Genomic DNA, 12,667 nt, shown 5'->3' on the forward strand with positions numbered 1-12,667 from the left:
TTCGGTGTTGTCGGACGGTGTCGCTAACGTCTAGATCATGACCGAAGAGAATGCCGCCGAGTCCGCCTCCCCGGAGCGCGCGAGCATGGCCGCGGCCGCCCGCGACCTAGCCAGCGGCGATCTCGTGTCGGTGCGGGGAGGAATCTTGACCAAGGTTCACCGCGCCAACCTTTGCGTGGGCACCAACTGTTGGGTGCACAACCCAAGCGCACACCACATGGTTACTTGGCAGATTGACTGGCGAGAACGAAAACGAACTGCGGAACGGCTCTGCCCACACGGCATCGGGCACCCCGACCCGGACGATGTGGCCTTCAACGCCCGCTTGGGGCGAGACGTTTCCGACCATAGCTGTGACGGTTGCTGCGTGACTCCTCTCTGAGCCTTACCCGCGCTTGGGCCTGACATGAGCCTTTGATTGCAGGGCGTTGACCGCTAACTTTCTTCGCATTGACGGGACTGCCCGTCGGGCCAGGAAGATCAGTGGCAGACATGACGAGCTGTACCGTCGGGCGGCGCTGTCGGTGCCGTAGTGAATACTCGGGGCATGACAATCGATCTCTCGTGGATTCTCGCAGTGTTGCCGCCAGCGCTGGCCGCTGCTGCTGGCGCGTATTTCAGTGCACGGCTGGGGGTGGCCCATGCTGAGCGGGCAGAAGCGAGTCGATTTCGGCGGGATTCGGCAGAAGAATTGGTTTCCGCTTTCATGACGCTGAGAGATCTCTTACGTGGCGTGCAGCAAAATCGCGACGTCGAGCCCTGGAAAGCTGCGGTGGTCGTCGCCTACGACGCGATCGAAGACGCGAGGTACCGAACCCCGACGAGTTTTCGGCACCTCAAACAGAGTCTCCGTTCCGCGCTGGGAGAGGCGGTTGGCGGAGTGTCGTGGGCCGACCTGCGATCTCCTCGGGAGCAGGAGGAGCTTTCTGAGTACAACCATCGCTGGAATGAGTACGCGATCGAGTACGTGGGGATGGCGCTGGACGTCATCCGGGAGTGGCGCGACGCTCCGGTGAAAAACGCTCCAAAGATGCGCCTTCTCGCGTTCGACCGGTGGTTGGCTAAGACGGAACGTTACGTTTCTGGCCAAGACAGCGCTCCGGTGACATAACGGCTTTTATCGGCCGGTTTCAGATTCAGGCCCTTCGGGCAATGGCCTGTTTTCGTTTTAGGCGGGCCTATTCAAGGCAGCGTGAGCTGACTTGAAGGCGGCTTTAGCGGGCGGCGGCTTTTGTGGTCCGCGTTTTTTGCGTCCTACCTGTGACTTTGCCGCATTTGCGCAAGCTGTGCCCATCGCCGCGATTGATGCAATGTCGCGGCTCGCTGTGGCGTTGGGTTCGTCCAAGATCCATCGTCGCAACGCTGAGTCGACGTGTGGAGCGAGTACACGATCGAATGCAGGAATTACGGCGATTGTCGCACCAGGGGCTAGCGTTGCACGCACGTCCGCGACCGATCCTTGCCACGCTTTGGAAATGACCTCCGCGACGGTTTCGAAGTGTTCGTCCGGCAAGCACGCGAGTACTTCTGCCCAGACGTTTGTCTCTTCTTTAAGCTCGTGGTTTGTCACTTGTGACTGCAGGTGGACTTGTATGGCCTTCAGGTAAGCGCTCGGATTCGCCGCTTGCATGAGAACGGCCACAGTTTGGCCGTTCCCGGAAGCAAGGTTTTCGATTTCGCGCATCAGGGCGTTGAGCATCGATTCGATGAGTTCATCGCTAGCGTCGGTGAGGAGACCAATGAATGCACTTGACGCTTCCTTGCCGACGTGCACGGCGATTGCCACATCAATGGCAGTGGAAAGGTGTCCCAGGGCGCTCAGCGCATGCAGGCGTTCGCGTGACTCCGGTGACGCCAATAGCTCGCGAACGACGTTCTCCAGCGACGCCAAAAAGACTGCGGGCAGATTTCCAGGCACGACAACTTTGAGCCGAGCCAAGAGAGCCAAGCGATCATCACGAGTCAGCTCCGTCTCATAGGGCTCAATTGCCGATAAGGCGGCGAGCATGATTTCGGTAGACCAAGGCGCTTCCGCGAGGAAGCTGAGCGCGCTGGCGCGGGACTCGCCGCCGTGCGGGATCAAGTTGGCGTTACAAGCCGCGATTATCTGGTTTTCGGTTTCATTGGGGAGCGAGGCATTCGACATTACGACCAAAATAGCGTCAAGGCGCGGCCGGATGAGCTGGCGGCCAGCTAGGGAGGCAGTCAGGGAAGCAGCAAGCGCGGTCCCGTGGACATCTCCGTTTTCCGCGCGGAGCGCGCCTGGAAGAAGGCTCATCGCCGAAGCGCGGGGATTTTCATCATCTGACACTAGGCCGGTACCTATTGCTTCGATCAAGGAGGATGTCTGGTCGTCTGGCAATTGACCGAGGTTGCTCAGCAAAACACCCATGAGATCAGCATGAAATTCGGGGTGACTTAGCCAGCTTTCAACTACCTGTGCGGTTGCAGGTGCCAGCGTGTTGGGCGCGTGTGCTGCAAGCTCCACCAAAAGTTCTTGCGTGAACTGGTTAATCGTGCTGAATTGATCGATGGTGCTTGCAAGGAGCGACGCGATTCGCGAAGGAACAGTGACTCTCTCTGCTCCCTCCCCACTGCTGTAGGTGGTCGCCTTACTCACGGCGGCAATCAAGAGGGGTGCAGCTCGCGAAAATAGCTCTTCATCGACCCCGTCGCTGAAAACTCCGTCGATAAGTACAGTCGAACAGAATTTGGATGAGAACGTGGCAAGTGACTGCGCATCATTTAGGGAAAGGCTTGCTGCTGCCGTCACAGACGCCCTACTGGCCATCGACGCGGGGTTCGCTGCGACTAGCTTCGTCAGCGGTTTTATGATTTCCGGTAGTTCAAGCTGTGGGACTGCAGACTTCATCATGGAGATAAGAAATTCGCTGCTTGCGGCGCTGATGTCTTCTTCAGAAGAGGCCAGACGTTGAAGAGAAGCCAGAGCGCCAGCCCGAGCAAGATCGGCGTTGAAAGGGAGGCTAAGCGGGCCAGCCAGTGATTCGAAGCTAGCGGTGTCGCCGGCCTGGCGAAGTCGGTCGATCTCTTCTTGGAGAGCTGTTGTCAGTTTCGAAGCCAGGGGTGCCGAGAGCGCAAGCATTCCACGTCGTTCGAGCACGGACGCGTACCATTCAGCGGAATTGACGTCAGGACTTGGATGAGTGAGACGTTGCAGCAAGTTTTCGCGGTACAGGTCGATTGGGGAGTAAGAAAGCAGATCGATGAGCCCGTTCACATCGGCCGCTGCGTTGGGGCTCCGACGGATGTTGACGGCCACCGTTTCAGATATAACTTCACGCAGGATCTCTGGCAGCACCGTGGTGGATGCGACCAGAGTCCCAATAGCGTTGTCTAGCTCTATGCCGTTAAGCCCGGCCGCGATTCCCCTGGCCAGCGCACCGACGCCGAGGACCTTTTCATTGTCAGTCTCGTCTAGCTCGCTGAGGAACGCTTGGAAATCTGCCTGTAGCCCATTGCTCAAAAGTCGACGAATTTCCATTGCTTGACGACTGCCAACGGTGCGGTCAATTTCATCTTGACCTAGGTAGATGAACGAGAGGAGGTCGTCGGCCATCGGTACGGCTCCGGCGGTCCGAGCGATGTACGCTCGCGCATCCTGATGTCGAGGATGCTCTAGTCCTTGTTCTCCATAGCTGCTAGCGAGAAAGGCCAGCTCATTCCCGATATCTCTACCGACTGCTTCGCCCTCAAGAGCGCTTAGAGACGCGGTGTTGCGGGACAGCTCGCGATACACCTCAGGAAAGTCCACTTTCAGGACAGTGAGACGAGCGAGGACGAGTGGTTGGCCCGTAACTTCTCCCGACCGCATTGAGCGTGGGCCTAGTCTGTTTTCTCGTTGATCAGCGAGGCGTAGGTCGCCGAAGAATGCGTTAATGAGTCTGATGACGTGGCGCGGGTCTTTCACCTGTCCGTGGATGAGTACCTGTAGCAGCCGATTCAATTCTGTTCCGAAACGCTTGATGCCAATATGGTTCTCTCTGACCATGAGGGCTTGAGCGAAATCCTTCAGGTCACCCTGCGCGTGCGGGGGCATGTACTGCCGCTGGGTGAATAGCCTATCTAGGTAAGCGTGAACCGCAGATTCGGGGTCGTCAGTCGCGCCAGCAAGCGCAGGGCGTGAACTCTTGATCGCTTCCGCGATCACTACTTCGTCGACGGCCACAATAAATACGGGTTGATTCCGCCGACACGTCAGTTGAAAGCTTCGGATCGCGTTCAACGCTTCCAGAACATCGCCAGACGCCATCCTGTCGATGTCATCGATCGCGATAATCAGCTTTTCGTCCACGAGTTCCACAAGTCGAGCGAAGACGCGTTCATGTTCGTCCGCAGCCTCTACTCGCGGTTTTGTCCGATTTGAACTTCCAGGAGTGAACGCCTTGGATGAGGGCCCAGCGAGAGACTCCTGCAAAAGGCTCCAAATGATTGAGAATAGTGCCGCGCCACCAATAGTTGCTCCTAGGCTGAGAATCCAGGAAAATACGTGCTGGATCGGATCAAGGCCGATCAGCGCGAGCACTGCGAACAACACGACGACAACGGATGCTGCGATTGCCGTCCATATCAGCGCGCGCCTCGCGGTGTTGCCTGCAAATGATGCGAGAACCGTTCTGGTGATCCTGGCCGCGGGCGACATTGAGAAGTCGAGGTACGTGGACGACGAGGAATAGTGGAGGCTTTCCAACTCTGCTTCGATCTCCTTTCTAAGGCTTGGTTTCGAATCCTGTAGTGCCTCAGCGAAGGAAAAAACAAAGGACCGGTGGAAGCCGGGCTTCTCATGGCGCTCTGCGGAAAGCCGAAGAGTGCGGTACCTGCCAGTGAGGTCATGCCTCAGCAGCTCGATGACAGTGCTCTTGCCGACGCCGAAAGGGCCAAATAGCCCCACTAGTAGCCGGCCGCGACGGTTCGTCGTAATCATCGCGGCTAGGTTGCTTGCAACGTCTGCGTGGCCGAATGAATCTCCATCCGGATTCTTAACGGGGACATCGTCTAAGTACCAAGTTGTACTAGTGGTTGATTCTGTTGGGTTCGATTCACTCACCCAGCCATTGTGGCGTGACCAGGTGGGGGACGAGTCAATCCACGCCGCCGAGATTCGAAAATAGCGAGATTTCCCCGCGTTCCCCTTCTATCGCGTGGTGACACCGTCGATTCTCCTTAGCTGTCACGATATTGCCCTCATCGTGGCCGAGACAAAATCGACAGCGGAACAACGTACGAAAGCGCACACGGCTTGGGCCAACGCTCGCAATGCGTTCAAACTAACAGCGGTCTCTTGCTAGTTCAGGATCATCACATCGCTCCACTTCGAGTTCGCCGATGTTCACCACAAGAAATGTAGGTCTTAGCGCGACGTCAACGTCAGACATGGCCGCCTCACCCAGCATTCGGTCGGGAGGGTATGCGGAGATTAGCCAATGGTTCCTGTGACCGATAGACGGAAGGAGTATCTGACGGTGAGCTGCTGGACCCGCAGCATGCGTCTCACGCCACGATCACCACAGTGGATGCTTCGCCCATGCTCTAGAGGAACGGCGGTTGCTGGAATATTTCGGCGCTTAGCCTGGAATCAGTCGGATCGCCGTGCGATTAGACGATGTCTGATCAGGGCTTTTCCAATAGAATGAAACCCCCACAACAAAGAACGAGGCGCAACAGCCTGCACGTTCAGGGCTTCGATACGGCGTTTTACGCAGTGCCATCGAAATTGGTGCTGTTAGGTTTAGCGACAATGCGAAATACATTGGGCCACGTGGTCTCGCGGCCGCTCAACAACAACCGGGGTCGATAACCATGTTCGGCATCACACGCCCACGACTGCTGCGTGGGCCTTCGCTTCCCGTTCCCGTTGAAGCCCCCACCATCCACACCGAACGACTGACGTTGCGCCCATTTTCTCTGGCCGACAGCGAGCGCTGGTTCGAGATCCAATCCGACCCCCAAGTGCGCGCATTCACGTCCTGGCCTGAGCGCACTCGCGAAGAGTCCCGACGCCACCTCAAAAACCGCACCCACCATGTGTTGCTGAAGCAAGCCGACGATTTCTTGGCGCTCGCGATCGAACACGACGGCATCCTCATTGGTGACGTTTCTTTGCACCTCAGGTCTGTCGAAACAGTCACCCGATCTGCCGAAATTAGTTGGATTCTGCATCAAGACTCCCAAGGCCACGGCTTCGCGTTCGAGGCCGCCCAGGCGATGCTCGAGCTGGCCTTTACCCGCCTCGAAGCCCGCGTAATATATGCACTCGTTCACCCCACCAATACGGCATCGATGGCGCTCGCCACGAAGCTGGGCTTCACTCCCTTTGATGGTCGTGACGGCGAAATAATTTTCGTTTCAACAGGGCTTGCCGCGAAGTAGCAGCGACAGCCCTTGTCACCGTATGCGGCCTGATCGCCTACTCTGAAGGTAATGGACCACACTCTGCTCAAACAGTTCGTTGCCGCAGGGCACCTACTGCATTTCGCGCACGCCGCACGCTCACTTGGTGTGCCGCGCTCAAGCCTGATCACCGCCATCAGGTCTCTTGAAGCGCAATTGGGCTACCCGCTGTTCGATTCTTCCGCCAGCACAACCCAACTCACCCCCGAAGGGGAAGCGTTTCTGGTGGATGCGGAACGCCAACTCGACAAGTCAGCGAAGTCGGCTGCGGCGTCGGCCGCAAAACCGGGCGGCAAAGCCAAAGCATCAAAGGGTAAAGGTCGCGCGCCAGCCGTCAAGGGGCAGTCAAAGCCCGGTAAGAGACGCCAATCGCGCTAGTGAACCAGATAGTGGGGCGCACTGTGTCAGAATTCAGTCAGCACCGCGTTTTTCTTCTCTAGTTCATTGCACTCCCCATTGATCCGGTAGGTTCATGCCCGAAAGTGATGCTCGGTTTCGACTCCTGCGGGGGCCCTCCATCGGTGTGGCTGTTGACGCGCCCGTAATGCACACCCCGCGGCTACTACTCCGCCCCCACCGCCTGGCGGATGCCGAGAGCTGGTACGAGATGCACTCGGCACCCGGAGTGAGCAAATACACGGCGTGGCCCCAACGCACTCGTCGTGCATCGCTGCGCCACCTCAAGCGCCGAACGCGCAATACGCGACTCCGAAACATTGACGACTATCTTGCGATCGCTATCGAGCACAACGGCGAACTGATCGGAGATGTCGGAATGCAGCTGCGGTCAGTCTCGGCAGCCGCACGCTGCCTCGAAATTAGTTGGATCATTCATCCCGAACATCAAGGCAAAGGGTTCGCCTACGAAGCGCTGCGTTCAGTGCTCGACTATGTGAGTGCCAATATTGAGGCGCTCCTGCTCGTAGCGGTCGTGCATCCGTCGAACGCTGCGTCAATTGCGCTCGCGCACAAGCTAGACCTGCATCCGCTGCCTGGTGCCGCAGACCGCACCATTTTCGTCGGTACGAATGGGCCGCGAACTGCAGCCCTGTAGGGAGCCACTGGCTTTCTGTGGAATCGGTCTGGCCCAAGGTCACACGCCGACCGGGCGTTGATTGTGCCGTATGAATCTGGACCGCCATGCATAATGGTGACTGCGCTCAGTGGTTGAGCGCGGATGGCGGTCATGGAATCACTCAGCGGGATGAAGTCGGAAAAGCTTCGCGCTCCGAACATCCGTGACGTCGCTCGCCTGGCCGGCGTTTCATACCAGACCGTCTCGCGAGTGCTGAACGACAGCCCGAGCATCCGCGATTCAACACGGCAGCGTGTGCAAGAAGCCATCGACGAGTTGGGTTATCGACCCAACCAGGCCGCCCGAACCTTGGTCACGAGCCGCACCCGCACCATCGGGGTGTTGGCACAGCAGTCGCACCACTTTGGGCCAGCGACGACAATTCAAGCGATCGAAGTTGCAGCACGTGAGGCCGGTTATCGGCTGAGCATCACAAACATTACGTCTAACGATCGCCACGCAATCAAGGCAGGGCTCGACTATCTGATGAGTCAGTCAGTGGAAGCGATCGTCTTCGTCACGCCACAGTCGCGAGCACTCGATGCCGTGCGAGAGCTGTCGCTGACGGTGCCCTTCGTTGCACTGCATGCCAACCAGGTTGACGAGCACCGGCACAGCATGTCCGTCGACCAGCAAGCCGGCGCACGCCTCGCAACGCGACACCTGATCGACCTTGGGCACACCGAAATCATGCACCTCTCTGGCCCCCAAGACTGGCTCGAAGCCGAAGCGCGCATGCAGGGTTTCTTGGATGAAATCAATGCAGCAGGACTCCGAACCCGGGCGCCGATCCTGGGCGACTGGAGCGCACACTTTGGATACTATGCAGGTCTTGAGCTGCTGCGATCCCGCGATTTCACCGCGGTCTTTGCAAGCAACGACCAGATGGCGTTGGGATTCATGCACGCGTGTCGAGATGTCGGGCTGAGTATTCCCCATGACATTAGTGTTGTCGGTTTCGATGACATTCCCGAAGCTGCCCACTTCTTTCCGCCGCTCACGACCGTGCGGCAGAATTTTCCCGAGATTGGCCGGCGAGCGATTTCTTTGCTTTTGGCGGGATTGCGAGGCGAGACAGCGGTCGATGATGGCATCGTTCTGCCAGAACTGATCGTGCGAGAGTCCACCGCGCGGGTCTAGTTATCAGATGGTGACATTCATTACTTGACAAATGTGACCGTTTCACATGTAGCATGGCGATCACAATGTGAACGGTCACATTAAGATGTGCCATCTAGACAACGGAGTCCGAAGTGAGTATTTCCCTCAGCGACCGCTATGTGGTCGGAGTCGACTTCGGAACGCTGTCAGGCCGTGCCGTAGTCGTGAGGGTCTCCGATGGAGCCGAACTGGGCACCGGAGTTCACGCCTACTCGCACTCAGTCATGGATTCCACCCTCGCCAGTTCTGGCGCGGTTCTCCCACCAGAGTGGGCGCTTCAGGTTCCCTCCGATTACGTCGATGTGCTCAAGAACGCGATTCCCGCAGCGATTGCGGCAGCCGGCATCGATTCCGCGCAGGTGATCGGAATCGCCACCGACTTCACCGCCTGCACGATGATTCCCACGCTGGCCGACGGAACCCCGCTCAACGAGGTTGCCCAATTTGCCGACCGCCCCCACGCCTACGTGAAGCTGTGGAAGCATCACGCAGCTCAACCCCACGCCGACCGCATCAATGAGTTGGCCGCTGAACGAGGCGAGACGTGGCTTCCTCGCTATGGCGGTCTGATTTCAAGCGAGTGGGAATTTGCCAAGGGCCTCCAACTGCTCGAAGAAGATCCCGAGCTCTACGAACTCATGGACCACTGGGTCGAAGCAGCCGACTGGATCGTCTGGCAGCTCTCTGGTCGCTACGTTCGCAACACCTGCACTGCCGGTTACAAAGGCATTCTGCAGGACGGCGAATACCCGAGTCGCGAGTTCCTCGCCGCGCTCAACCCTGCGTTCGAAAGCTTTGCGGATGACAAAGTCCGTCACGAGCTTGGCCAGCTTGGCAAGGCGGCAGGCACCCTCACGGCAGAAGCTGCTGCGTGGACAGGATTGCCAGCGGGCATCGCCGTCGCCGTCGGCAACGTCGACGCTCATGTCACGGCCCCAGCAGCGGGTGCAACCCGCCCCGGCCAGATGGTCGCCATCATGGGCACCTCAACCTGTCATGTCATGAACTCCGACGTGCTTACTGAGGTTCCCGGAATGTGTGGAGTCGTCGATGGCGGAATCGTCTCCGGACTCTACGGCTACGAAGCCGGCCAGTCCGGTGTCGGCGATATTTTCGCCTGGTACGTCGACAATCAGGTGCCAGCGCGCTACTTCGATGACGCCAAGAGCGCAGGCGTGAGCATCCACGAACATCTCACCAACCTGATCGCCGACCAACCCGTCGGAGGGCACGGCCTCGTTGCCCTCGACTGGCACGGTGGCAACCGCTCAGTGCTCGTCGACACCGAACTCAGCGGCGTCGTCTTCGGTGCCACCCTCGCTACCCGAGCCGAAGAGATCTACCGAGCACTATTCGAAGCAACCGCATTCGGCACCCGAACAATCGTCGAAACGTTCAACGCCCACGGCGTTCCCGTAACCGAGTTCATCGTGGCCGGCGGACTACTGCGCAACCCGGTGCTCATGCAGATCTACAGTGACGTGCTGCGGATGCCCATCTCCACGATCGCGAGCGAACAAGGCCCGGCACTCGGCTCCGCGATTCACGCGGCCGTAGCTGCCGGAGCCTACGAGAACGTCGTAGTCGCTGGCGAAGCCATGGGCAAAGTGGAAACAGCGAAGTACACACCGAATGCGGCATCCGCTGATGCTTACGACGCTCTCTATGCCGAATACCGCACGCTGCACGACTACTTCGGGCGCGGAGGCAACGATGTGATGCGGCGCCTCAAAAGCATCCGTCGGGAGGCACTCGCATGATCACCTTTAGCCCAGAAGTTCAGGTCGCGATCGCGCGTATTCGCGATGAAGTGGCGGCCTTGCACTCCGAGCTCACGCGCTACGGTCTCGTCGTCTGGACGGGCGGCAACGTTTCGGCACGAGTGCCCGGCGCCGACCTTCTCGTCATTAAGCCGAGCGGTGTCTCCTATGACGAACTCTCGCCAGAGAACATGATCCTGTGCGACCTCGATGGCAACATCATCCCTGACACTCCCGGTTCGGATCGTGCACCGTCGAGCGACACTGCCGCGCACGCCTACATCTACCGCGAAATGCCCGAGGTTGGGGGAGTCGTGCACACTCACTCCACCTACGCGACAGCCTGGGCGGCGCGAGGCGAAGCGATCCCCTGCGTGATCACCGCAATGGCGGATGAGTTTGGTGGCGAGATTCCGATCGGCCCCTTCGCGGTGATCGGTGACGATTCCATAGGCCGGGGCGTTGTGGAGACCCTCACCGGACATCGCTCACGTGCCGTGCTCATGCAGAACCATGGACCATTCACGATTGGCTTGAGCGCCCGCGACGCTGTCAAAGCAGCCGTGATGGTGGAGGATGTCGCCCGCACCGTGCACATTGCACGCCAAGGTGGCGAGCTTGTTTCGATCGCCCCGAACGCGATCGACTCGCTCTTCGACCGCTACCAAAACGTTTACGGACAGGCCCCGCAGGGCGCCCTCGCCGCTACCCCCACCGACGGAAAGGCCGCCTCACTGTGAGCAACCGCAGCATTACCCCCAACCTCGCCAGCTATGAAGTGTGGTTTCTCACCGGAAGCCAAGAGCTATACGGCGAAGAGACTCTGGCGCAGGTCGCCGAGCAGAGTCGTGCTGTCGCTGACGCGCTGAGTGCCGCCGCGAATGTACCCGTCACGATTGTGTGGAAGCCGGTATTGAAGGGCTCGGACGCCATCCGCCGTACCGCTCTTGAGGTCAATGCTGCCGACAATGTCATCGGCGTAATCGCGTGGATGCACACCTTCAGCCCAGCCAAGATGTGGATCGCGGGCCTCGATGCCTTGCGCAAGCCCCTCCTGCACCTGCACACCCAGGCGAACGTTGAACTGCCATGGGCCGACATCGATTTCGACTTCATGAACCTCAATCAGGCGGCCCACGGTGATCGGGAGTTTGGCTACATTCAGTCGCGACTCGGCGTTGCTCGCAAGACCGTTGTTGGTCACGTCTCCAACCCTGTGGTGCTGTCGAGCATCGCAACCTGGTCGCGCGCCGCTGCCGGATGGGCCGCGAGTCGTTCCCTCAAGCTCGCGCGCTTCGGCGACAACATGCGCTACGTCGCTGTTACCGAAGGCGATAAAACAGAGGCCGAGCTGCGGTTCGGTGTTCAAGTGAATACGTGGGGCGTAAACGAGTTGGCCGATGCGGTCGCCGCCGTTTCTGACACAGACGTCGACGACCTCGTTGCCGAGTACTACGCCAGCTATAACGTGGCGCCAGAGTTGCGTGTTTCAGGAGACCGCCATCAGTCACTGCGCGACGGTGCTGCAATCGAGCTCGGGTTGCGCTCATTCCTTGAGGAAGGCGGATTCTCGGCCTTCACGACAAGCTTCGAAGACTTAGGCCAGCTCAAGCAACTGCCCGGTCTCGCAGTGCAGCGTCTCATGGCCGATGGCTATGGGTTCGGTGCCGAGGGTGACTGGAAGACCGCCATTCTGGTGCGCGTCGCCAACGTCATGGGCGCTGGGCTTCCCGGCGGTGCAAGCCTCATGGAGGACTACACCTACCACCTCACTCCCGGCGAAGAGAAAATCCTTGGCGCTCACATGCTTGAGGTGAGCCCGAGCCTCACGACCTCAAAGCCCAGCCTCGAGATCCACCCCTTGGGTATCGGTGGCAAGGATGACCCCGTTCGTTTAGTCTTCACCGCCGACAGCGGCCCCGCCGTGGTTGTCGCTCTCAGTGACATGCGTGACCGCTTCCGCCTCGTAGCCAATGTCGTCGAAAACGTACCGCTGGATGCCCCGATGCCCAACCTGCCCGTCGGTCGCGCCGTCTGGAAGCCGGCCCCCGACTTCGCAACATCGGCTGCCGCGTGGCTCATCGCCGGCGCAGCCCACCACACGGTGATGTCGACCGCCGTTGACATCGAGGTCTTTCGAGACTGGGCCGAAATGGCCGGAACTGAACTTCTCGTCATTGACGAGAGCACAACCCTCCGCGAGTTCCAGAAAGAGGTCCGCTGGAATGCGGCCTACTACCGGCTGGCTCAGGGAATGTAACTC

The 12,667-nt window shown here is 59.1% G+C and carries 10 protein-coding genes; 9 read left to right on the forward strand and 1 reads right to left on the reverse strand.

From position 1 onward, the window contains the following. Positions 1–37 precede the first annotated feature (37 nt). Complete coding sequence (locus AC1ENN_RS02230) at positions 38–382, forward strand: hypothetical protein (protein WP_480406587.1); 345 nt, start codon at positions 38–40, stop codon at positions 380–382. A gap of 165 nt (positions 383–547) precedes the next feature. Continuing rightward, positions 548–1,111, forward strand: coding sequence for a hypothetical protein (locus AC1ENN_RS02235; RefSeq protein ID WP_480406588.1), 564 nt, complete (start codon positions 548–550; stop codon positions 1,109–1,111). A gap of 57 nt (positions 1,112–1,168) precedes the next feature. Here the strand turns inward: AC1ENN_RS02235 and AC1ENN_RS02240 are convergent, their stop codons facing one another. Then, positions 1,169–5,065 (reverse strand): P-loop NTPase fold protein, encoded by a 3,897-nt coding sequence (locus AC1ENN_RS02240; RefSeq protein ID WP_480406589.1) that lies wholly within the window; start codon positions 5,063–5,065, stop codon positions 1,169–1,171. A gap of 752 nt (positions 5,066–5,817) precedes the next feature. On the opposite strand from AC1ENN_RS02240, the gene AC1ENN_RS02245 reads away from it, so the two are divergent. From AC1ENN_RS02245 to araA, 7 genes are all read left to right on the forward strand, one after another. Beyond that, positions 5,818–6,387 (forward strand): GNAT family N-acetyltransferase, encoded by a 570-nt coding sequence (locus AC1ENN_RS02245; protein WP_480406590.1) that lies wholly within the window; start codon positions 5,818–5,820, stop codon positions 6,385–6,387. 51 nt (positions 6,388–6,438) lie between these two features. Then, the gene (locus AC1ENN_RS02250; protein ID WP_449648431.1) at positions 6,439–6,786 is read left to right on the forward strand and encodes a LysR family transcriptional regulator; all 348 of its coding nucleotides are present in this window, start codon (positions 6,439–6,441) and stop codon (positions 6,784–6,786) included. Positions 6,787–6,880: 94 nt separating this feature from the next. Then, positions 6,881–7,462, forward strand: a complete 582-nt coding sequence (locus AC1ENN_RS02255; RefSeq protein WP_449648430.1) for a GNAT family N-acetyltransferase — start codon at positions 6,881–6,883, stop codon at positions 7,460–7,462. A 132-nt stretch (positions 7,463–7,594) separates the two neighbouring features. Continuing rightward, positions 7,595–8,623: a LacI family DNA-binding transcriptional regulator gene (locus AC1ENN_RS02260; protein WP_480406591.1), complete on the forward strand. Its 1,029-nt coding sequence runs from the start codon at positions 7,595–7,597 to the stop codon at positions 8,621–8,623. A gap of 113 nt (positions 8,624–8,736) precedes the next feature. Continuing rightward, complete coding sequence (araB, locus tag AC1ENN_RS02265) at positions 8,737–10,404, forward strand: ribulokinase (RefSeq protein ID WP_480406592.1); 1,668 nt, start codon at positions 8,737–8,739, stop codon at positions 10,402–10,404. Further along, entirely contained in the window at positions 10,401–11,144 is a 744-nt protein-coding gene (locus AC1ENN_RS02270; protein ID WP_480406593.1) for an L-ribulose-5-phosphate 4-epimerase, read from the forward strand. Before araB ends, AC1ENN_RS02270 begins: the two co-directional genes overlap by 4 nt. Next, on the forward strand, positions 11,141–12,664 hold the full coding sequence (gene araA / locus AC1ENN_RS02275; protein WP_480406594.1) for an L-arabinose isomerase: 1,524 nt from the start codon (positions 11,141–11,143) through the stop codon (positions 12,662–12,664). The genes AC1ENN_RS02270 and araA overlap by 4 nt, the downstream gene beginning before the upstream one ends. Positions 12,665–12,667: the final 3 nt, after the last annotated feature.

The organism is Rhodoglobus sp. G.S.23 (assembly GCF_056675935.1).